The following is a 20,589-nucleotide window of genomic DNA, read 5'->3' on the forward strand; positions in this document are numbered from 1 at the left end:
TATTAGTCGATTATTTTAAATATCGTTACCTTTTTCACAAATTCACTCATTCTAAATAACACAGTTTTACAACTGTGTTATTTTTTCGGGCAACGCCCAGGAAATCGGTTCTTCCCCTAACGCCAGCAATGCTTGATTGATCTTTGAAAAAGGCTTCGAACCAAAGAATCCTCGATGCGCTGATAACGGACTTGGATGAGGCGCTGTTATAATAATATGTTTGCTAGTATCTAGCAACGCGGCTTTCTTTTGGGCGGGTTTGCCCCAAAGCACAAAAATGACCGGTTCTTCTCGTTGATTCAATTTTTCGATGATCGTATCAGTCAGCTGCTCCCAGCCATGCCCGTGATGTGAATAGGCTTGCCCTTCACGTACTGTCAACACGGTATTCAACAATAAGACCCCTTGTTGCGCCCAAGGTACGAGATAACCGTGGGACACAGGTGGAATCCCTAAGTCATCAGCTAATTCTTTGTAAATATTCCGCAACGAAGGCGGTATTTTGACCCCCGGCTGTACGGAAAACGACAGTCCGTGGGCTTGGTGAGGGCCATGATAAGGATCTTGACCTAAGATGACAACTTTTACGTCATGGTATGGTGTCAGTTTTAAGGCTTCATAAATATGATCCATTGCTGGATGGATCGTTTGCTGGGCATATTCTTGTTTCAAGAAAGTCCGCAGTTGTTGGTAGTACGGCTGCTCAAATGATTCCTGCAATTGTTCTTGCCAATCATTGTCCAATAGTCGTTTCATGGCGAATCTCCTTTGTTTTCTTCTAGGATAACAAATCCCTCCCCTTAGAAACAAGAATTACTCTTCGAAAGAAAAAAAATGCGCGATTTATGGTACACTATTTGTAGAAACGATTAAGAAAGGACGCTGACAATGATCAAATTAATTGCTTCTGATATGGATGGTACGCTTTTAAATGCTAGTATGCAGATTTCAGAAGAAAATATCCAAGCAATCAAATATGCCCAATCCAAAGGAATCGAATTTATGGTCGCAACTGGCCGTAACCGCAAAGAGGCTTTGCCGCCGCTGCAAGAAGCCGGGATCGACTGTGCAATGATCACCTTGAATGGTGCCCAAGTCTACGACGAAGCGGGTAATTCATTATTTACTGTGCCGATCAGCCATGAACAAACTCGTTCGTTGATCGACCTACTCAAAGAAAACGACATCTATTTTGAGATCTCCACGAGCAACGGGATCTATTCGGAAAGCCAAACACGTCGGATCGAAAATTTTGCGATCCACACGGCAGAAGCAATGCCCCATTTAACCCATAAGATGGCGATTGCTATGACAGCAGCCCGTTTGGAATTTTTACCGATCAATTATGTCGATGATTTCAGTGAGTTGTTTTCGATCGAAGAATTAGAATTTTTGAAAGTGATCTGCTTCCATCAAGATGGTGCGCGGGTATTGGGTCCTATCACGAAAATCATCGATGGGTACGGCGATCTAGTGGTGACTTCTTCTGGACAAAACAATATTGAGATCAACCACCGAAACGCGCAAAAAGGAATCGCAGTGGCGCATGTCGCTAAGGATCGGATGATCTCACTGGAGGAAGTGATGACGATCGGTGACAACTTAAATGACGTAAGTATGCTGCAACTGGCAGGCGTTAGTTTTGCAATGGGAAATGGCGAGCTAGAGGTAAAAGAAGCCGCGAAGTATTTGACGGACACCAATATTGAGTCTGGTGTCGGCAAAGCGATCGTTCGGGCAATTGATGAAAATCTTTAAATCACGCAGCTTTTTGGGGATACATGAGGAGGCGTAAGTATGTCAGAATTTTTCATCCAAGACAGACAACTTAGCAGAGTCACACGCACCATTGTCAAAGATGAAACAGGCAAATCACTGTTTTTAATGGTGGGCCGTTGGGGAACTAAGGGTGATGCTCTTTCCCTTTACCGCTTGAATGGGCAAATGGTTGCTAGTATCAAACAAATCAGTTTTACTTTTGGTACGCGCTTTGAGATCTACAAAGACTTTGAGAAAGTCGGTACACTGCAAAAAATCTTTAACTGGCCGGGTGATTTCTACTATATCCAGCAGCTTCACTGGGCGGTCCACGGCGATATCTACAATCATCGCTATGGGATCCATCATTTCAATAAAAAGATCATGGAAATGGATAAGGCGACCTTATTGACGGGGGATTATTATGTACTGGATGTCGTTGATGATCGGGATGCACCAGTCTGCATCTGTATCGCTGCCGTCATGGATTACTGGCTGTACAATCGGCACCGCAAGAAAGACCATCCTCTTGAGCTTCGACTAACAAATGGAACCAGCTGAAAAATCAGCTGGTTCTTTTTTGCATATGGTCGTATAGGTGGCCACTGATCTCTCTTTGGGCCACGACTTCAAAGCCATGCTTTTCATAGAGCCGCTTCGCATGGGGATTTGCTCGATCCACACTCAAGCCGATCACCTCATAGCCATCTCTAGAAGCAATTTTCGGCAACGCTTCTAACAAGGCTGAGCCGACACCTTTGCCACGAAATTTCTCAGCCACACAGATGGTATCTAAGTACCATTCATTTGGTAAGGTTTCTTCATCGATAAACAGCTTCATGTCTTTACTCAAACCGTACTGTTCCAGCACTTTATCTAGAGGCTGATCGATCGTCGCCTCTTCTTTGTCTGGGTAACCAAAGGCGACCCCTGCAACTTCCCCGTCGATCTCATTGACCAACGCACGGCGAAAGCCGTAACGATAGTCGGGTTCTAGCATGGCATCTGCCAAGATCTCTAAGGTCTTTGCTTCACCGATCTCTTTGACAAAGGGCAATTCCATATCCTTTAAAATGACTAAAACAAGTTCAGCCATGACAAAGCGATCTTCTTTTTTTGCAAATCTTATCACGTTTTCTCCTCCTTGCTTCTATACATAGAATAACAATTCTCTCAAGAAAAACCAAGTTGAATCGACAAAGGATCCACACAAAGTTTTCCTTATTTATTCATGCAATTCCAACGGCAAGCCGTCTGGATCTTGGAAAAAGGTCATTTTCTTATTCGTAAAGGTATCGAAACGAATCGGTTCACACGCAATTCCTTTGGCGGCTAACTTTGCCACGACTGCTTCAATATTTTCCACCGCAAATGCCAAATGCCGCAAGCCAGCTGCTTCGGGGAAACTTGGTCTTGCTGGTGGGTTTTCCACCACAAACAGTTCTATTTCTGATTCCCCAAAGCGCAGGTCGATTTTTACATCTTTCTTTTCTGGGCGCGCATGTTCACGAATCACTTCAAAGCCTAATTTCTCTACATAAAATTCTTTGGTCTGCTGGTAATCACTGGCGATGATCGCCACATGATGCATTTTTGAAAACATTATTGCCACTCCTTTGTATTGGACTCCTCTCTCAGTTTAAAGCCTTTGGCTGCATTTTACTAGAAAAGACTGCCGAAGTTCTCCTCTTTTCATAAATGGTTTCTGTTATACTAGAAAGCGGAAGGTGATGAAAAAAATGAAACTACTTTATATTTCAATCTCTGGAAATACCCGTGCATTCGTCAACCGCTTGTTGGCCTATGCGGATCAGCAAGACACTCCGAGTACTTGGGAAGCCAAAGAAATTCATGACAACAGTGTGTTTGAACAAGAAGACGAACCTTATGTGGTTTTTGTCCCTACCTATTTAGAAGGTGGAAATGGCGTCGATAACGGCGACCAGGAGATTCTCACAGAAACCATGCGGGAATACATTGACTATGAAAACAACGCAGCTCTTTGCTTAGGCGTGATCGGCAGTGGCAACAAAAACTTCAATTATCAATATTGCTTGACCGCAATGCAATATGCGGAGCAATTTTCGATCCCGTTCTTAGCGGATTTCGAGCTGCGAGGCACGACCCAAGATATTGAACGGATCTATGCTTGTTTGAAAGAAATCGATCCTGCCCACAGCAACACTTAACTTTAGCCAGCATTCATTAGCCATTAGGAGGACTTTTGCATATGGAACCACAAACGATGGTCATTTTGATCATACTCGCCAGCATTCTCATCTTGACCGCACTAGATATCTGGAATCGATACAAAGTACGCCGTTACGTTCGGCTTGCTTGGGGAAAGCTTCCCCGTCAGCCCCGCTTTGATAAAGAAGCGAGTTTGAAAAAGGCTTGGCTGACTGAGAAGAAGTTTCACGATTTTGATAGCGAGGTCGATGACATCACTTGGTATGACTTGGATGGCTTTTCGTTGTTTGAGTCCATTAATCTGACGTTTTCCAGTGTTGGTTCAGAAGCATTGTACCAGCAATTACGCAATTTTCGCTTCAAGACGGACAAACAGCTGACCAAATTGATCGACTTTTTTGCTGCTGACAGTGCCGCACGCGAACAATCCCAATATACGTTTGCTCGTTTAGGAAAACAAGATGATAATTTCTCAAAAGCCTACTTGGCCAATGAAGCTGCGCAATCGATCGGCTCTCTGCCGTTCTTTGTCTTTTTAGGTGTGCTGCCGTTAGTCGGCATCTTGCTGCTCCTGCTGGGGATTGTCCAAGGCCTCCTGTTGACGTTGGTCAGTGTCGTTTTCAATACGATCTATTACTCCATCAAAAAAGCCAAGCTGGAAACAGAACTGAACAGCATGCGCTATTTGGTTCAAACGATTGCCTGTGGCAGTCAGATCGCTAAAATCAACACGCCCCTCCAAGATGAGATCAAACAATCCTTGGCACCATTAAAAAAGATCACTCGTTTCGCCTTTTCGTTTCGTGCCAAAAACGGCAGCGAAGGAGACATGTTGTTTGAATACATCAATATCATTTTTATGCTGCCGTTTATTTCCTATCAAACGGTCACCACTACTCTGGCCAAACACCAACAAGCAGCCATCGATCTGTGGAATTTGCTGGGAAAATTGGAAGTCGCAGCCGCCATTTTAAATTTTCGCACGTATATGCCCATCACTTGCCTACCGACCTTCCAAACAAGCGGAGGTGTAGAAGCAACGGGTACGTATCATCCCCTTCTGAGTGAAGCAGTCATGAATGATGTCACTTGGAACCACAATACCCTTGTAACTGGCTCCAATGCCTCAGGCAAATCGACATATGTCAAAAGTGTCGCCATCAACTGTATTTTGGCACAAACCATCCAGACAGCAGTAGCTGAAACCTTTACGATGGTTCCTGGTCACGTCATTACCTCGATGGCTGTCGAAGATGATCTATTTGAAGGCGACAGCTATTTCGTGGCGGAGATCAAATCCATCAAACGCCTGCTAGATACCGTTGCCACGAAACAGCGCTGCTATTGTTTTGTTGATGAGATTTTAAAAGGAACCAATACGGTGGAACGAATCGCTTCTTCTGCTAGCATCATCCATTGGTTGCGAGCCTACCCATCATTGGCCTTTGTCGCTACCCATGATATTGAGCTGACTGAAATTTTGAAAAATGATTGCCGCAACATTCATTTTTCTGAACAAGTCACGGAAGATGACGGCATCTCCTTTGATTATAAGGTCAAATCCGGTCCTGCCTTGAGCCGCAACGCGATTGCCCTCTTAAAAGTCATGGGCTACCCTGAAGCGATCGTTCAAGACGCCTACGCCGCCGCCAATGATTTTGATCAAAATCGTAAATGGCAGGAATTATAACTTCACACAAACAAAAGCGCCTTATCCCAGTGTCAGTCACAGGATAAGGCGCTATTTTATGTTTCAGTTAGTCAAACAAACCAGTCGTTAAACTGTATTGCTCTCCTTGTAGCACATCATATTGGATCAAATTGTAGGCATTATAGATTTCTTGGGCTTCTTTATCCAACGCAAGAGTCGTCTGCCATTGTCCCTCTTGATAATATTGACCCAGTTCAAAAGCCGGCAACTCATCTTGCAAGGCCAACAACAACTGGTAAAACCCGCTGGTTGGTTGATCACTGGCTTCTAATAGGTTCGGCGCAAAATAAAAAGGACTTGTTACTGGTACATCTTCTGGCGCAAAATTCCCTTGCGAATCAACCATCAAAAATTCGGTTTCATGCAGGGCAGCCGTTTCATTTTGATCCTTGATCTCATCGTCATAAATGCCTGGTAAATGATCTCCCCAAAAGACGACCAGCGTTCGCCGATCCAGCTGCTCTAATTCAGCCACAAAGTTTTTCAACGCTGTACTGCTATAAGAGATATCCTGCAGGTAGTTTTCCAAAGAAGCCATATTGCCCGGACCGCTCGCTTGGTAATTCAACGTATCGTATTTGCCAGCATAAGGCATATGGGTCTGCATCGTCACTAAATGGACAAATTGCGGTTGCTGATCGTTTTCCAACAAAGCCAGCACTTCTTTGTAGGCCGCCTCATCAGAGATATAAGGATTATTTTCGATTTTGTCGGTATAGGTCATCGTCTCTTGATCGATAAACTGTTCAAACCCCATCACCCCATAGACATCCTTGCGTTTGTACATCGATGTATCATAAGGATGGATCGCCGTTGCCGTATACCCGGACTGTTCCAAGAAAGAAACCAAGGATGGCAGTTGCGTCAATTTCGGCACCAGCATCGTGTAAGGCGTTGTCATCTGTGGATTCAATAGGCCCATGGCAAAACCAGTCAACGCTTCAAACTCGATGTTTGCCGTACCGCCTCCATAATTTTGCGAAAGCATTTTTCCACTGATGGTTTGATCGGCGACGTGGTAATAGTCTTTCAACGGATCTCCGGTGATCGACAAGCCATTTAAATGGCTCGGGTCGGAAAAGCTCTCGCTCATCACATAGACGATATTTGGTGCTTCACTTTCACGGTCTTGATTTTTCTCCGCAGCCTGTGCATTGTAGGTGTCCGCAATCGCTTGGATCGCTTCTTTTGAATACCCCTCAGGCTTCGTCATGGCATCTACCCGCAGGTTGTACAAAAACCCACCGATGAATCCCGTATTGTAGTAGTTCATTTTTTGTGAATACGGAATCCAGAGCGCCGTCTGATTGTAGGCTTTGCGTAAAAGGTTGTTGCTGTCATTGAAGTGAGAAACATAGACTAAGCCCAGCGAGCATACGACCAGCACCGCTCCTCGCATCACTTGCAAACGCAGGTTTAATTTGCGGCTGCGATAGATACTCCAGCCGATCGCTCCGATCGCCGCCAGAGCGAAGAGGATGGCTAAGAAAAAGGCGCCATTGCCGATCATGGTTCGAAGAAGATCGAATTGAGTGACCATCTTTAAATCATCGGGATAGATTGGTTCTTGGCGATAGACCATCTTTGTGTGGTTGGCATATCCTAAGATTCCGATGACGACACTATAAAAGACGCCTCCGATCAGTACCGAACCTGCCAAGCTGGCAAACACCCCATACACCAGCAGTAGCACCCCACAAGCCAAGAAAAACTTTGCTGTATGCCACGAAAAGGCAAATTTCAGAGCTAATTCAACGGAAAGATTGTTTTGACACCATTGCAAATATAAATTACTGAAAATGATCAACAGGACGATGGCGATGCCTTTTAATGCGATCTTCAGATAAGGATGGCTATTTATTTTCACGAAGGAACATTCCTCCTTTTCTACACATTCTAGGTACCCTCGTATTTTATGCTTTCGAGGCAAGAAAGTAAAGCCGAGGTAAGAAGCTTTTGTTATTTTTAAAGAAAGCAAGCCTCATAAAAAAAGAGTCTAAGGTTTCTTGCCCCCTAGACTCTTCTTTCTATCCGAATGGAACTCAATCATTGGTTTCGTTTATTTCCAAAAATCATCAAAAATCGTGACTGGCAAGTGGCGTTTGTGTTGCGTTTTGTTCCACCAGTTTTCAATGGTTTGTTGGGCTTCAGCCGAAATTTCCTTGCCTTCTAAATAGTCATCGATGTCGTTGTAGGTCACTCCTAAAGCTGCTTCATCTGCCACTAAAGGTTTGCCATCTTCCAAGTCCGCAGTTGGGACTTTTGTATACAACGCTTCTGGCGCGCCTAAGTATTGCAAGAGTTGACGGCCTTGGCGTTTATTCAAACGAAATAGTGGTAAAATATCGGCTCCGCCATCCCCATACTTCGTAAAGAAGCCGGTGATGTTTTCCGCAGCATGATCTGTTCCCAGAACAGCCCCTGCTTTTTCACCCGCAATGGCATATTGCGTGATCATCCGTTGACGGGCTTTGATATTGCCTTTGTTAAAGTCGGAAACCGCTAACCCTGCTTCTTCCACCGCTTGTACTTGCGCATCGACGGCGGCTTTGATGTTTACCCGCAGCTCAATGTCTGGTTGGATAAACGCTAGCGCTTTTTTGGCATCTTCTTCGTCTGCTTGTTCCCCATAAGGTAAGCGTACCCCTATGAACTGATAGTTAGGATTCCCAGTTTCGCTGCGCATTTCCTCCATCGTCAATTGCGCAAGCCGTCCAGCTAACGTCGAATCTTGTCCACCACTGATCCCCAAGACAAACGTATGCAAGAACGGATTCTTTTGCAGATACGCCTTTAAAAAATCAATACTCTTACGAACTTCTTCTTTCGGGTCGATGGTCGGTAAGACTCCTAATTCTTTGATAATTTCTTGTTGCATGGTCATAGAAACGCCTCCTCTTATTTTTTGAAGCAGCTGACTGATCCTAGGACCAGCGCAGTTGCGGATTACAAAATCGCGCCATTGGTTTGTTTGCGTACTTTTTCAATCGTGCGCATTTTATGATCCCAGCATTCTTGCGAAAGATCGACTGGGTATTTCTGTGGATTCAAGTCACGTTTGTACTCGTCCCAAAGGGAATCCAAGCAATTCGTCGCATAGGCTTTGATGTGTTCTAAGTCAGGCACTTGATACACTTGCTGGCCATCCACAAAGATGTCTTGCAATAATGGTCGCGCATCAAAGTTCGTCACTGTTTTGTTGATAAAGGTATGAACAGGATGGAACATGAACAGTTCGTCTTCTGCTTGTGGATTTTCTTCCCATAGCGTGACATAATCGCCTTCTGACTTGCCGTCAGATTTACGGGTGATCCGCCAAACTTGTTTTTTCCCAGGAGTCGAAACCTTTTCAGCATTGCTGGATAATTTGATGGTGTCGATCATTTCTCCCTGCTCATTTTCGATGGCCACCAGTTTATAAACCGCGCCTAATGCCGGTTGATCGTAAGCGGTGATCAGCTTGGTGCCGACACCCCACACATCGATTTTCGCCTTTTGCATTTTCAAGCTTAGAATCGTATTTTCGTCTAGATCATTGGAAGCATAGACTTTGGCTTCCGTGAATCCCGCTTCATCCAGCTGTTCACGGACTTTTTTCGAGATATACGCCATATCGCCGCTGTCGATCCGCACACCTAAGAAATTGATCTTATCCCCCATCTCTTTGGCCACACGAATCGCATTTGGCACACCTAAGCGCAATGTATCATAGGTATCGACTAAGAATACGCAATCTTTGTGGGTTTGGGCATACGCCATAAATGCATCATAGTCATTGCCGTAGGATTGCACGAGGGAATGGGCGTGGGTTCCGCTGGCTGGGATGCCAAAAATCTTCCCTGCCCGCACATTACTCGTCGCATCTGCTCCGCCAATATAAGCCGCTCGGGTCCCCCAAATGGCTGCATCCAATTCTTGTGCCCGTCGTGAACCAAATTCCAACAAGGGATCCGTGCCGATCACGGATTTGATGCGGGCCGCTTTCGTGGCGATCAGTGTTTGGAAATTGACCATATTCAGTAACGCCGTTTCGATCAACTGTGCTTGTGCCAACGGCCCTTCTACTTGAATGATCGGTTCATTGTTGAAGACTAAATCGCCTTCTAACGCAGAACGAACGGTACAAGCAAACTTGAACTCCTTTAGATACTCTAAAAAGGCTTCTGGATAGCCGCCGATTTCTCGCAAGTAGGCAATATCCGTTTCTGAAAAGGATAAATCGTTCAAATAGTCGATCAATCGTTCCAGACCGGCAAAGATCGCATAGCCGTTTTCAAAAGGCATGTCACGGAAATAGCATTCAAACACCGCATTACGATCGGCTCTGCCTAACTCCCAATAGGTTTGCATCATGTTGATTTGGTAGAGATCGGTGTGCAGCGTCAAGCTGTCATCTTTAAATAATTTCTGCATGTTCTTACTCCCTCTAGCTTACTTCTTCTCATTATAGCAAAAAAAACACAAAAGACAGAAAATCTTGTTTTTTCAAAAAAAAGTTGGGTTTTTGCTAGTACAAGGCAATCCATCTGAGAACAAATTGCTCAAAAGCATGGGTCAGCCTCCTACTTATTGGCGCATCATTCCTGCGCGCGTATAAGGTCGCCCCTTTGTTCAACGTTTGATTGCTCTTGCAACGTGCATGTCCCAACTTCTTTCAACTACTATTCTTTCACAGGCAATTGAACAAGAATGACATCTTTCCTCGGTTTAGAAAAGGTGATGCCTCTTGCTTCCATTTCTTTACGAATATTAACATTGACGGTCACGTCTTTGCGATCGACCTTCAGCAAACGATGAATCGCTGTGTCGACTTCTTCCCGACTGATTTTCTTTTTATTGTTGATCAATACTAAAGAAATCGTATCAAAACTATCCACATAGAGAATCTGCGTCCGATCAAGCGAGTACAATTTATAGTATTTGATCGCTATTTTGTCGAATAGATACTTGGAGATGTTCGGGTAAAAAGTTTCCATATTTAGATTTTGGTTTACTGGGGTTTCAATCAACTTCATGCACAACATCCTCTCTCGAAACTAATTCTGTTAAAATAAAGCGGCCAACACCGCCGTCTTCCGCGCGCTCAATGGTTCGATCACAAACTGCTTTGATCGCTGGGCTGGCATTTGCTACAGCCAAAGAAACATCCACCGCTTCAAACATCGCAAGGTCATTTTCACCATCACCGATCCCGTAGCTTTTGGCAGCGGGAAAAGCTTCTAAAAAGGAACGGATCGCGGCACCTTTGGTCGCCAATGGATCAACGATCTCCAGTGTTTGGACAAAGGATTGAAAAATCGCAGCCGTTTCTGATTGGATCATCGCCCGCAGCCGTTCTCTTTTTTCGTCTGACGCTTCCATCAGTTCGATTTTGATGACCTTTATCTCTGGATGTTCCTTCATAAACTGCAGCACGTCGTCTTTATGAAGACATTCGTTGTAAAAAAACTCATATTTGTAGTCAGCGATGATTTGTCCTCGCTCCCCTAACTCCGCGAGTAACTGCTTGCGGCTTTCTTGAAACTGCGCTTCATACAAATGCGCTTGTGGGGAAATGATGCCATGGTCAGTATGTAAGAAATAAAAAACCTCTTCTGTTTCTAAGATACCAATCACTTGCGCCAATGTCTTATAGGGCAAGGTATGCGTCAAAACAGGCGCTTCTCCTTTTACCATCAGACCAGCGCCGTTTCCAAAAATCACATCGCAGGAAAGGCCTTCTTCCGCCATCATATCTTGAACAAGCTCAAATCCTCGCCCTGTGACAAACACAAAGTGATCCCCTTGGTCTTGCAAACAACGGATGGCTTCTTTATTGATCTCATGAATCGGGTGCCCCATTTCTTGGAACGTCCCATCAATATCAGAAAAAACTATTTGCATCTTATCTTCCTTTCTTTGTTATAATTATAGCACATTTTAAAAAACGCAAAAAAATTTTCTTGACTTTGTCGTTACGTCAACCTTTAGGATACAGGTGTAAGGAGGGAAAAGCCGATGGAATATACGATCAGTGCCTTAGCTAAACTGTCAGGAGTCAGCAGCCGTACCCTGCGGTATTATGATCAGATCAAGTTGTTACAACCGCAACGCACCAACTCAGCTGGTTACCGTATCTACGGGAGACAGGAAGTCGATCGCCTACAGCAGATTTTATATTTTAAGTCTTTTGGGCTTTCATTAGAAACGATCCGCGGAATCTTGGATGAGCCACAGGAATCGATCCAAACGGTCTTGTTGCAGCATTACCAACAGCTTTTACAAGAGCGAGCAGCCCTGGACAGTCTTTTGACCACCTTAGCGCAAACAATTGATTATTATGAAGGAGAAAAGACGATGACCGATCAAGAGAAATTCCGTTATTTTAAGGAACAAAAAATTCGTGAAAACGAAGCGAACTACGGTGCCGAATTACGAGAAGCCTACGGTGAGGAAATCATCGAACAAAGCAACCAAAAGTGGCAGCAGATGACCCAAGTCGATTATCAAGCACTGACCGACAACGAAAACCGCTTGTTGCAGATGATAAAAGAGCTATTGAATGAAAAGGAAGGGAAACGAATCCCTTCTGACAAAGCCGAAAAGGCTTTTGCTGCGCATCAAGCATGGCTTAAACAAGCAGCGCCCTTTTACTCAGCAGAATATCACCGATCTTTAGGGGAAATGTACGTTCAAGACGAGCGTTTTACCGCCTATTACGATCAAAAAGCAGGCGTCGGCAGCGCGCAGCTGTTGAAACAGATCATTGACCATTACACCAAATCCCATTAAAAAAACGATGCGCAAGCACTGCCCGCTCAGGGGCACTGTTTGCGCATCGTTTCGTCTGTAGCTATCGTTTGATGAACTCATAGGGCATGCGATAGTTGCCGCTTTTTTCCATTACCGCCAATTGGACGGCAGTCTCCCCGCAAGCTTGCAAGTGATGATCGATCGTTGAAAGCTGCAGCAGCTCGCTGATGTATAGATTGTCCCGTCCAATCACGAGCCATTCTCCCGGCGCCTGCGACTGGATCCCAGCAGCAACATGATCCCCATTGGTGAAAATCGCTTCGACTCCTTTATCTGCAAAATAAGCAGCCGCTTCTTTGCCATCTTCTTCCGTCAAGCAATCCCAAAAAATCAAGTCTTCGGAAAAGGTCGAAAAATAGTCATGAGCCAAACGGACCGTGATTTTTGAATTGCTGCTGAGCTTGCGGCTACGTCCCAATGTCACGCCGATTTTCTGGATGCCTTGTTCCTTAAAATACGTGAAGACCTCCTTGATCGATTCCTCTCGATCGATATAAGTGCAGCCGTCAGTCAAATACGAGATATTTTCACAAAAGACGATGCGTCCGTATGAACGATAAGGCAATAAGGTTTCGATCGGATTCGCCCGCGAGGTAATGATCAAAGCATCAAATCTTTTCGCCGCAAATTCTTGCAAATATGCTTCCTCTACTTGCGGATCATAGTTCGTGGCTAAAAGCGTCACCTTATAGCCACGAGCAAACGCTGCTGTCGTGATGCCGCTCAATAATCGATCAAAATAGGGATGATTGACAAACGGCAGGATCACACCGATATTTTTGGTTTTGCCGACACTTAATGCCCGCGCCGTGTAATTCGGAATATAGTTGACCTCTTCCATGACAGCCAGGATCTTACGACGCTTTTCTTCACTGACATAAGGATTGTTATTAATGACTCGTGAAACCGTTGAGACCGAATAGCCGGTCAAGCGTGCAATATCCCGAATGTTTGCCATGACTCACTGCTCCTTAAACGAATAATTGTTCTTTCATATAGTCTATCACACTTAGCCCACATGTATAAAATTCATAGTAATCGTTGTGATGGATAAATCCGATGCGCTGAGACCCGAAGTGTTCATCACACGTCAAGTGACTGATCTCATCCACAGGAATTTCTACTAACCGTTCTTGAAAGAACCCTTTTGGCTTCGTCAATACCAGTTGTTGTCCATCAAATGCCAACGTCACATAACAACATTCCGCACCATTTTTCTTCATGTATGTATTCATGTTTCCATCCCGCCTTCCTTTTTATAAATCAAGCATACTGTATGAAACGCGTCTCAGAGCAAGTCATTTGTTTCACTTTTTGACAAAAACCGATCGCCCTTCATGTGAATCACTTCGCATATTTTGCTTTTGTTGGTACAATAAAAAGAGAACAGTGCGAAAAAAAGCGCTATTTTTTAAGGAGGACCGCAAAGTGACATTAGAAGAAGCTTTTTTATTAGACACCTTGCGTTGCCGCTTCAAATTTTTAAGAGAAGAACGCGGATTGAGCCCAAAAGAAGTATGCCAGCATCTCGATGTGTCTTACCCCGATTACACCTTATACGAAGCAGGCGATCGCTTACCCGATGTATTGACGCTGCTACACGCGGCTTCCCTCTATAATGTTTCTGTCGATTACTTATTAGGACAGACAGAACGACCAGAACGGTATTTATGCTAACAATCGACTTTATCGAAAAAACGATCAAATGGTCGTTTTTTCTTTTGCCTCTTTTCCACTTTTCATCGATTAGCAACAATTGTTATCTAATCAAATGAAAAAAATCAAATCATGCGGTTCTTCTTGAAAAAAAATGATAGAATAAACCATCATACATAGAAGGAGTTCAAACAAACATGACCTATGCACTAGAACTAACCGATTTACGCAAAGTCTATGCTACCGGCGTTGAAGCGTTGCGGGGCATAAATTTGACGGTGGAAGAAGGCGACTTTTATGCCTTGTTAGGCCCAAACGGCGCTGGAAAGTCCACCACCATCGGCATTATCACCTCTCTTGTCAATAAATCTTCGGGAAGCGTCAAAGTCTTCGGCTACGATTTAGACAAAGAATTGGTCCAAGTCAAACAACAGATTGGTCTGGTTCCCCAAGAATTCAATTTCAATCCCTTTGAAACGGTCCAGCAGATCGTTGTCAATCAAGCTGGGTATTATGGTGTCCCTCGCAACGAAGCCATCAAGCGCAGCGAAAAATACTTGAAGCAGTCGAATTTGTGGGAAAAACGCAATGTTCGTGCGCGGATGCTGTCGGGCGGGATGAAACGCCGTTTGATGATTGCTCGTGCCCTGATGCATGAACCACGGCTATTGATTTTGGATGAACCGACGGCAGGTGTCGATATCGAATTACGGCGGGAAATGTGGAGCTTTTTGCGGGAATTGAACCAAAAGGGCACAACGATCATTTTGACGACCCATTATTTAGAAGAGGCGGAAATGCTTTGCCGCAACATCGGGATCATCCAATCTGGTGAACTGATCGAAAACACCAGCATGAAGTCCTTATTGGCAAAACTGCAATTTGAAACCTTTCTTTTTGATATCGCACCGATCAAGCAAGCACCAACGATCACTGGGTATCCGATCCAAATGGAAGATGAACAGACCATCGCTGTTGAAGTCGCTCGAGATCAAGGCGTCAACGATCTTTTTGCCCAATTCAGTCAGCAAGGGATCAATGTCCTCTCCATGCGCAACAAATCCAATCGCTTGGAAGAACTATTTTTGAAAATCACCGAAGAATCACACGAAGCGGAGGAAAACCATGTTTAGTCTTTATTTTACAGCCTTAAAAAGTTTAGCGGTCAAAGAGACCAACCGCTATTTACGGATTTGGGTGCAGACCCTCGTCCCACCCGTCATCACTACTTCCTTATACTTTATTATCTTTGGGAAAATGATCGGCAGCCGCATCGGCGAAATGGGCGGCTTTTCTTATATGGAATTTATCGTTCCTGGGCTGATCATGATGTCGACGATCACTAGTTCTTACTCTAACGTGTCATCTTCCTTCTTTTCACAGAAGTTTCAAAAAAACATTGAGGAACTCTTAGTGGCGCCGGTCCCTACCCACGTCATCATTTGGGGCTTTGTCTTTGGCGGACTTGGACGTAGTATCTTGGTGGGCACATTGGTGACCATCATTTCCCTTTTCTTCGTCCCATTACATGTTTATTCTTGGGTCATCGTTGTCTTAACCCTTGTCATGACCGCCATCTTATTTTCATTAGCAGGGTTGCTAAATGGGATCTTCGCCCAATCCTTTGACGATGTTTCCATCGTGCCAACCTTTGTTTTACAACCATTGACCTATCTTGGAGGCGTCTTTTACTCCATCAGCATGCTGCCGCCAATTTGGCAAACGATCTCCAAAGTCAACCCGATCGTGTATATGATCTCTGGTTTCCGTTACGGCTTTTTGGGCACCATCGATGTCCCGATTTTCCTCTCCATCGGTATTTTGGTCTTGTTCATTGTCGTCTTATACAGCGTATGCTGGTACTTGATCCAAAAAGGCCGCGGGCTGCGTAGTTAATTGCAAAGAAAAAAAGATGAACTTCGTTAACGAAGCTCATCTTTTTTCTTTTATTAGGCATTCAAAACGACTTTTTCCAGTAATGCACCGGCTTGGTGTCTGCCTTCTAAATCAGTACTTCCAGAAAATTGTTGCACGCGATCCATGTTGGTGATCAAAACGATCACCATGGTTTCTTTGCCTTGCTGCTTGATAAACGGCAGATCCATTTGTGCCAGTTTGGTTTGCGGAGTGACTTGCTCCCCAGCTTTGACAAAGACTTCAAAGCCTTGACCGCCAAGGGAAACTGTATCGATCCCCATATGCACAAGAACTTCAACGCCGTTTTGGGTTTTGATCCCGACGGCATGTTTTGAAGGGAACACAGTGGTGACTTCGCCACTGACTGGTGCAAAGATTTGGCCATCTTGTGACTCGATGGCATAGCCTTCTCCCATCATTTTCGTTGAAAAAACTTCATCTGGTACATCTTCTAATGGGACGTATTCACCATGGGTCACGGCATGCAGATCAACTTCGTTGGTGTAACGATCGCCTTCTGCTACTTGATTTGGTACCAAGAACCAGCTCATGGCAAAGGATAAGCCGATCGCCAAGATGATCCCTAGAACGGCGTAGATAAAGTATTCCCCGATATAGGCTGGCAAACTAAAGATACTTGAAAGAATGTACCCATAAATACGAACACCGAAGAAACTGATGAAGGCAGAAGCTACAGAACTACCAACTGTTGCCGCGATAAAGGCTTTTTTATACTTCGACAAAATTCCGAATAACGCAGGTTCTGTGATCCCTAACAATCCTGAAACCGCCGACGATAGAATGATCGATTTTTCTTCTTTGGTTTTGACTTTGAAATAAATAGCTGCTGTTGCGCCGGTGATTGCCATATTTGCCATAAACATCATTGGCATCAGCATATCATATCCTTGATTGGCAAAGTTTTGCAAAGCGATCGGGGTCATGGCATGATGCAGTCCCGTGAAGATTGCGATTGGTCGAATCGCCCCTACCACGATTCCTGCTAAGACAGGCGAGATAGTGAATAATCCAGCCACGCCAGCAGCCAATAAGTTTCCTAGATGGATACTGATTGGGCCAATGACCGTTAATGTCAAGATACCAGCGACAAACAACGAAATCGTCGGTGTAAAAACGGTACGCAGCACTTGTGGTAAGAGTTTATCGACCCAACGGTAAATATAACTGAGCGCCAGCACGGCAAAGATAATGGGAATCACTGTCCCTGCATAGTTAAAGACGGGTACTGGCAATACGCCGAACAAACGAAAGGCGGAAATGCTCCCTTCGGCTACCGCATTGGTCATCGTTGGAAATTGCAGTGTTGCCGCGATTGCGATCGCTAAATATTGATTGGTTTTAAAAATCCGAGCGGCAGAAGCAGCAACAAAAAATGGCAAGAATGTGAATACGCCGCTCGCAATCATGTCGATCACTAAATAGGTATCTGTTTGATTAGAGATGACATTCAATGCCACCAATCCAGCCATCAATCCTTTGATCATTCCTGCGCCAGCGATAGCTGGAACGATCGGACCAAAAACGCCAGAAACGGTATCCATAAATAAGGAAACGGCTCCTTTTTTCTCTGATGTTTCCCCTTGGTTCGCTTCATCAAGACCTAATTCTTTTGCTAAAGGTGCATAATAATCAGCAACATCCGTTCCTATCACTACTTGCAGCTGATTGCTTTGATATTTTGTTCCTACGACTTTGGGTGTTTTTTCTAACGCCGCATAGTCGACTTTTTTCTCATCCTTTAAATCAAAACGCAAGCGAGTCATACAGTGCCATGCATTGTTGATATTGTCTGATCCGCCAACATCTTTAATGATCTGTTTTACGATGTCTTCTTTGGTCATTTTTTTTCCCCCTGTTGTTTGCTAACGGTCCTGATCCTTTTGACGGGCGCCCTTTCAGGTGTTTCCGTTTTCACACACATAGTAGCATGCTCACACAGACTTGTAAAACCAGTCCTTTTTTGATAAAAACAGAATAAAAACGCTATATATCAACGTTTCATTATAAATCAATCAAAAATTGGACTGGTTTTATGGTGTATATCCAGTTTTTATTAGACCAAATTGACAGCGGTTGCCAAGCATGTTTCAATGGCTATAGCAACTAGAGACAAAAATTGGAGTGAATGAAATGACACCAACGATCATCACCGACGTCAAAGCCTTTGCGATCAAACCTGATCGTCATAACCTTGTTGTCGTTAAAGTAGAAACGAACAAAGGCGTATCTGGGTTAGGTTGCGCAACCTTCCAGTTTCGCCCACTAGCCGTAAAAACCGTCGTTGACGAGTATTTACGCCCCCTCTTACTTGGCCGCGATGCCAATCAAATCGAAGATCTTTGGCAAGTGATGAATGTCAATTCTTACTGGCGGAATGGTCCGATCACCAACAATGCCATCTCAGGAGTCGACATGGCTTTATGGGACATCAAGGGACAATTAGCCGATATGCCATTGTATCAACTGTTAGGTGGAAAAGCGCGTACGGCGATTCCCGCCTATACCCATGCCGTGGCAGATAATCTCGAAGACCTTTATCAAGAAATCGATCGCTTCTTGGCTGAGGGGTATCGCTATATCCGTTGCCAATTAGGCTTTTATGGTGGAAATCCTAGCCAACTGCAAACACCCGATCAGCCCATCGCTGGTTCCTATTTTGATCAAACAGACTACATGGACACAACACTGAAAATGTTTGCTGCGATCCAAGAACGATACGGCAATCAATTTCAAATGCTGCATGACGTGCATGAACGGCTGCATCCAAACCAAGCGATTCAATTTGCAAAAGCCGCTGAGCCTTTCAATCTCTTTTTCCTAGAAGATATTTTGCCGCCGGATCAAAACAAGTGGTTGCAGCAACTCCGCAGCCAGTCGGCGACCCCGATCGCGACCGGCGAATTGTTCAATAATCCGATGGAATGGCAAGAGCTAGTCAAAAATCAACAGATTGACTTTATGCGTGCCCATGTCTCACAAATCGGTGGGATCACGCCAGCATTGAAATTGGCTCACTTCTGCGATGCGATGGGCATTCGGATCGCTTGGCATACGCCGTCTGATATCAGCCCTGTCGGCTTAGCCGTCAACACCCATCTAAATATCCATCTCCACAATGCCGCGATCCAAGAAACGATTGCGATCCCAGCAAATACCCAGTCGGTCTTTGGTGGTAGTCCACAACCTGAAAACGGCTATTTTTATCCCATCGAGAAAAGTGGGATCGGAATCACGTTCGATGAAGCAGCAGCTGCGGAATTTCCCGTGGTTTACCGTCCTCACGAATGGACCCAGAGCCGTACACCAGACGGCACTTTGATCACTCCTTAAACACAACAAAAGACATCCCCTGTCCAATCGACAGGGGATGTCTTTCTTCTCTCTGGGTAAAGACGACGCAACTGGCACATTTGCTTTCCTAAAAATCAATCGATGCGTGAGCGATGGATCTCACGGTCAAAGGGACGGATGTAGGTCACGGCATAATCAATGGCAACGATATTGCTGAACTCATACACGCGGCCGTCTTCTAAAATCGCCCGATTGCTGATCTGCATTGCCGGTGTTCCCCGCTTGCACAATAAAATACCCGATTGCGCGGTCGATGTGGTGATGGGGGTATAGCTTGTGATGTAGTGGGAAATGCGGTATCCGCAGCTTTCGACATAGCGTTGGATCGAGTGCTCCACGATTTCTTGTGTCAATTCGGGAAATAGGCTGACGGGCAATTTAGAGGTTTCCAGCTGTTCGATTTTGTAATTGACGATCCGCACTCGTTCAAAGGTCCAGACTTCCTCGTCTGGGCCTATTTGGAAAATCTGCTGTTCATCCAACGTTGCTGCCGCCTTATTCAAGGAAATCATTTTGGAATGGATGCGGTCATAAGGGGTGCGGGTCAAGGAATTAAAGATCATTGGGTTTTTGACCCATTTTTCATGGATAAAAATCCCTGAACCTTGTACCACTTTGACGATCCCGATCTCTTCAAGGTTTTTGATTGCTTGCTGGATCGTAAACCGCGAAACGCCATAGGTTTGCGCAAGGGTTCTTTGGTTGGGTAATTTGCCGGCAGAAAATTCTTCCTGATAGATTTTACTCAACAGATCTTGCACGATAAATTCACGTTTTTTCATAATGGCTCCTTCATTTGAGCGGGAGCGATCTCGCTCATGGACCAACTGCAAGCCTTCATATCGATACGACCACTGGCTTTGAAGACCACCCCTTCATCGACGAGGGCTGCTTTTCGCCCATTGGCGGTGGGACCAACTAAGACGCCATCTGCCCGCACGACTCGATGGGCAGGGACATCCTGAGGGCTCAAGCGCATCGCTCGACCGACTGCTCGCGTGCCGTTGATTTGTCCCAATTTCCACGCAATCTGACTATAGGAGACGACTTTACCAAAAGGGATCTGCCGCGCCAGCGCATAGACTTCTTCATAGAATGGATTCATACTGTTCGCTCCTTCTTTGATTCTTTCTATCATAGTACTGGATTCCCTGCCAATAGTAAATGAACAGACGCAACTTTAGCAATAGCCA

Annotated in this window: 22 protein-coding genes; 9 read left to right on the forward strand and 13 right to left on the reverse strand. The window is 44.8% G+C overall.

What is annotated here, in order from left to right:
* Positions 1–66: 66 nt before the first annotated feature.
* Positions 67–756 (reverse strand): uracil-DNA glycosylase, encoded by a 690-nt coding sequence (locus IGI82_RS14320; protein WP_015510245.1) that lies wholly within the window; start codon positions 754–756, stop codon positions 67–69.
* Between the two features lie 132 nt (positions 757–888).
* Between IGI82_RS14320 and IGI82_RS14325 the strand changes: the two genes are divergently transcribed.
* Together IGI82_RS14325 and IGI82_RS14330 are read left to right on the forward strand one after the other, a co-directional pair.
* Positions 889–1,758 carry a Cof-type HAD-IIB family hydrolase gene (locus IGI82_RS14325; RefSeq protein WP_010749892.1) on the forward strand — a complete coding sequence of 290 codons (870 nt, stop codon included), beginning with the start codon at positions 889–891 and terminating at the stop codon, positions 1,756–1,758.
* A 39-nt stretch (positions 1,759–1,797) separates the two neighbouring features.
* Positions 1,798–2,319 carry an LURP-one-related/scramblase family protein gene (locus IGI82_RS14330; protein ID WP_005228514.1) on the forward strand — a complete coding sequence of 174 codons (522 nt, stop codon included), beginning with the start codon at positions 1,798–1,800 and terminating at the stop codon, positions 2,317–2,319.
* Positions 2,320–2,323: 4 nt separating this feature from the next.
* On the opposite strand, the gene IGI82_RS14335 is transcribed toward IGI82_RS14330, so the two are convergent.
* Together IGI82_RS14335 and gloA2 are read right to left on the reverse strand one after the other, a co-directional pair.
* Positions 2,324–2,890, reverse strand: coding sequence for a GNAT family N-acetyltransferase (locus IGI82_RS14335; RefSeq protein ID WP_005228513.1), 567 nt, complete (start codon positions 2,888–2,890; stop codon positions 2,324–2,326).
* 93 nt (positions 2,891–2,983) lie between these two features.
* The gene (gloA2, locus tag IGI82_RS14340; protein ID WP_005228512.1) at positions 2,984–3,361 is read right to left on the reverse strand and encodes an SMU1112c/YaeR family gloxylase I-like metalloprotein; all 378 of its coding nucleotides are present in this window, start codon (positions 3,359–3,361) and stop codon (positions 2,984–2,986) included.
* Positions 3,362–3,497: 136 nt separating this feature from the next.
* Here gloA2 and nrdI point away from each other — a divergent pair, with 136 nt between their 5' ends.
* Together nrdI and IGI82_RS14350 are read left to right on the forward strand one after the other, a co-directional pair.
* Positions 3,498–3,947 (forward strand): class Ib ribonucleoside-diphosphate reductase assembly flavoprotein NrdI, encoded by a 450-nt coding sequence (gene nrdI / locus IGI82_RS14345; RefSeq protein ID WP_081116096.1) that lies wholly within the window; start codon positions 3,498–3,500, stop codon positions 3,945–3,947.
* 41 nt (positions 3,948–3,988) lie between these two features.
* A complete protein-coding gene (locus IGI82_RS14350; RefSeq protein WP_438842375.1) occupies positions 3,989–5,638 on the forward strand; it encodes a MutS-related protein in 1,650 nt (549 codons plus the stop codon).
* 67 nt (positions 5,639–5,705) lie between these two features.
* On the opposite strand, the gene IGI82_RS14355 is transcribed toward IGI82_RS14350, so the two are convergent.
* From IGI82_RS14355 to IGI82_RS14375, 5 genes are all read right to left on the reverse strand, one after another.
* Positions 5,706–7,526, reverse strand: coding sequence for an LTA synthase family protein (locus IGI82_RS14355; RefSeq protein WP_438842376.1), 1,821 nt, complete (start codon positions 7,524–7,526; stop codon positions 5,706–5,708).
* 192 nt (positions 7,527–7,718) lie between these two features.
* Entirely contained in the window at positions 7,719–8,543 is an 825-nt protein-coding gene (gene nadE, locus IGI82_RS14360; protein ID WP_010749896.1) for an ammonia-dependent NAD(+) synthetase, read from the reverse strand.
* A gap of 62 nt (positions 8,544–8,605) precedes the next feature.
* Positions 8,606–10,072, reverse strand: a complete 1,467-nt coding sequence (locus tag IGI82_RS14365) for a nicotinate phosphoribosyltransferase (protein ID WP_005228507.1) — start codon at positions 10,070–10,072, stop codon at positions 8,606–8,608.
* Between the two features lie 248 nt (positions 10,073–10,320).
* A complete protein-coding gene (locus IGI82_RS14370; RefSeq protein WP_010749898.1) occupies positions 10,321–10,674 on the reverse strand; it encodes a DUF1827 family protein in 354 nt (117 codons plus the stop codon).
* Entirely contained in the window at positions 10,661–11,542 is an 882-nt protein-coding gene (locus IGI82_RS14375; protein ID WP_156235368.1) for an HAD-IIB family hydrolase, read from the reverse strand. Before IGI82_RS14375 ends, IGI82_RS14370 begins: the two co-directional genes overlap by 14 nt.
* Before the next feature lie 114 nt (positions 11,543–11,656).
* On the opposite strand from IGI82_RS14375, the gene IGI82_RS14380 reads away from it, so the two are divergent.
* Positions 11,657–12,430 (forward strand): MerR family transcriptional regulator, encoded by a 774-nt coding sequence (locus tag IGI82_RS14380; protein ID WP_438842377.1) that lies wholly within the window; start codon positions 11,657–11,659, stop codon positions 12,428–12,430.
* Between the two features lie 61 nt (positions 12,431–12,491).
* Here IGI82_RS14380 and IGI82_RS14385 read toward each other — a convergent pair whose 3' ends face one another.
* Positions 12,492–13,409, reverse strand: a complete 918-nt coding sequence (locus tag IGI82_RS14385; protein ID WP_438842378.1) for a LacI family DNA-binding transcriptional regulator — start codon at positions 13,407–13,409, stop codon at positions 12,492–12,494.
* A gap of 13 nt (positions 13,410–13,422) precedes the next feature.
* Entirely contained in the window at positions 13,423–13,686 is a 264-nt protein-coding gene (locus tag IGI82_RS14390) for a hypothetical protein (RefSeq protein WP_005228502.1), read from the reverse strand.
* A 193-nt stretch (positions 13,687–13,879) separates the two neighbouring features.
* Here IGI82_RS14390 and IGI82_RS14395 point away from each other — a divergent pair, with 193 nt between their 5' ends.
* The 3 genes from IGI82_RS14395 to IGI82_RS14405 all read left to right on the forward strand — a co-directional run bounded on the left by IGI82_RS14395 (position 13,880) and on the right by IGI82_RS14405 (position 16,003).
* On the forward strand, positions 13,880–14,128 hold the full coding sequence (locus IGI82_RS14395; RefSeq protein ID WP_005234115.1) for a helix-turn-helix domain-containing protein: 249 nt from the start codon (positions 13,880–13,882) through the stop codon (positions 14,126–14,128).
* A 176-nt stretch (positions 14,129–14,304) separates the two neighbouring features.
* Complete coding sequence (locus tag IGI82_RS14400; protein WP_005228500.1) at positions 14,305–15,240, forward strand: ABC transporter ATP-binding protein; 936 nt, start codon at positions 14,305–14,307, stop codon at positions 15,238–15,240.
* On the forward strand, positions 15,233–16,003 hold the full coding sequence (locus IGI82_RS14405; protein WP_005228499.1) for an ABC transporter permease: 771 nt from the start codon (positions 15,233–15,235) through the stop codon (positions 16,001–16,003). The genes IGI82_RS14400 and IGI82_RS14405 overlap by 8 nt, the downstream gene beginning before the upstream one ends.
* 53 nt (positions 16,004–16,056) lie before the next feature.
* Here IGI82_RS14405 and IGI82_RS14410 read toward each other — a convergent pair whose 3' ends face one another.
* The gene (locus IGI82_RS14410) at positions 16,057–17,886 is read right to left on the reverse strand and encodes a glucose PTS transporter subunit IIA (protein ID WP_115232716.1); all 1,830 of its coding nucleotides are present in this window, start codon (positions 17,884–17,886) and stop codon (positions 16,057–16,059) included.
* A gap of 289 nt (positions 17,887–18,175) precedes the next feature.
* Between IGI82_RS14410 and IGI82_RS14415 the strand changes: the two genes are divergently transcribed.
* Positions 18,176–19,375, forward strand: coding sequence for an enolase C-terminal domain-like protein (locus tag IGI82_RS14415; RefSeq protein ID WP_005234111.1), 1,200 nt, complete (start codon positions 18,176–18,178; stop codon positions 19,373–19,375).
* 95 nt (positions 19,376–19,470) lie between these two features.
* Here the strand turns inward: IGI82_RS14415 and IGI82_RS14420 are convergent, their stop codons facing one another.
* Positions 19,471–20,178 carry a GntR family transcriptional regulator gene (locus IGI82_RS14420; protein ID WP_005234110.1) on the reverse strand — a complete coding sequence of 236 codons (708 nt, stop codon included), beginning with the start codon at positions 20,176–20,178 and terminating at the stop codon, positions 19,471–19,473.
* On the reverse strand, positions 20,175–20,501 hold the full coding sequence (locus IGI82_RS14425; protein ID WP_438842379.1) for an MGMT family protein: 327 nt from the start codon (positions 20,499–20,501) through the stop codon (positions 20,175–20,177). The genes IGI82_RS14420 and IGI82_RS14425 overlap by 4 nt, the downstream gene beginning before the upstream one ends.
* Positions 20,502–20,589 lie beyond the last annotated feature (88 nt).

Source organism: Enterococcus sp. AZ067, from assembly GCF_051715005.1.
Taxonomy (GTDB): domain Bacteria; phylum Bacillota; class Bacilli; order Lactobacillales; family Enterococcaceae; genus Enterococcus_D; species Enterococcus_D casseliflavus.

What these genes read in the sequence shown, in the direction of transcription:
- IGI82_RS14320 (WP_015510245.1), bottom strand. Translation starts at nt 756, where the DNA reads ATGAAACGACTATTGGACAATGATTGGCAAGAACAATTGCAGGAATCA.
- IGI82_RS14350 (WP_438842375.1), top strand. Translation starts at nt 3,989, where the DNA reads ATGGAACCACAAACGATGGTCATTTTGATCATACTCGCCAGCATTCTC.
- nadE (WP_010749896.1), bottom strand. Translation starts at nt 8,543, where the DNA reads ATGACCATGCAACAAGAAATTATCAAAGAATTAGGAGTCTTACCGACC.
- gloA2 (WP_005228512.1), bottom strand. Translation starts at nt 3,361, where the DNA reads ATGTTTTCAAAAATGCATCATGTGGCGATCATCGCCAGTGATTACCAG.
- IGI82_RS14325 (WP_010749892.1), top strand. Translation starts at nt 889, where the DNA reads ATGATCAAATTAATTGCTTCTGATATGGATGGTACGCTTTTAAATGCT.
- IGI82_RS14400 (WP_005228500.1), top strand. Translation starts at nt 14,305, where the DNA reads ATGACCTATGCACTAGAACTAACCGATTTACGCAAAGTCTATGCTACC.
- IGI82_RS14415 (WP_005234111.1), top strand. Translation starts at nt 18,176, where the DNA reads ATGACACCAACGATCATCACCGACGTCAAAGCCTTTGCGATCAAACCT.
- IGI82_RS14365 (WP_005228507.1), bottom strand. Translation starts at nt 10,072, where the DNA reads ATGCAGAAATTATTTAAAGATGACAGCTTGACGCTGCACACCGATCTC.
- IGI82_RS14375 (WP_156235368.1), bottom strand. Translation starts at nt 11,542, where the DNA reads ATGCAAATAGTTTTTTCTGATATTGATGGGACGTTCCAAGAAATGGGG.
- IGI82_RS14410 (WP_115232716.1), bottom strand. Translation starts at nt 17,886, where the DNA reads ATGACCAAAGAAGACATCGTAAAACAGATCATTAAAGATGTTGGCGGA.
- IGI82_RS14390 (WP_005228502.1), bottom strand. Translation starts at nt 13,686, where the DNA reads ATGAATACATACATGAAGAAAAATGGTGCGGAATGTTGTTATGTGACG.
- IGI82_RS14405 (WP_005228499.1), top strand. Translation starts at nt 15,233, where the DNA reads ATGTTTAGTCTTTATTTTACAGCCTTAAAAAGTTTAGCGGTCAAAGAG.
- nrdI (WP_081116096.1), top strand. Translation starts at nt 3,498, where the DNA reads ATGAAACTACTTTATATTTCAATCTCTGGAAATACCCGTGCATTCGTC.
- IGI82_RS14420 (WP_005234110.1), bottom strand. Translation starts at nt 20,178, where the DNA reads ATGAAAAAACGTGAATTTATCGTGCAAGATCTGTTGAGTAAAATCTAT.
- IGI82_RS14385 (WP_438842378.1), bottom strand. Translation starts at nt 13,409, where the DNA reads ATGGCAAACATTCGGGATATTGCACGCTTGACCGGCTATTCGGTCTCA.
- IGI82_RS14425 (WP_438842379.1), bottom strand. Translation starts at nt 20,501, where the DNA reads ATGAATCCATTCTATGAAGAAGTCTATGCGCTGGCGCGGCAGATCCCT.
- IGI82_RS14330 (WP_005228514.1), top strand. Translation starts at nt 1,798, where the DNA reads ATGTCAGAATTTTTCATCCAAGACAGACAACTTAGCAGAGTCACACGC.
- IGI82_RS14370 (WP_010749898.1), bottom strand. Translation starts at nt 10,674, where the DNA reads ATGAAGTTGATTGAAACCCCAGTAAACCAAAATCTAAATATGGAAACT.
- IGI82_RS14380 (WP_438842377.1), top strand. Translation starts at nt 11,657, where the DNA reads ATGGAATATACGATCAGTGCCTTAGCTAAACTGTCAGGAGTCAGCAGC.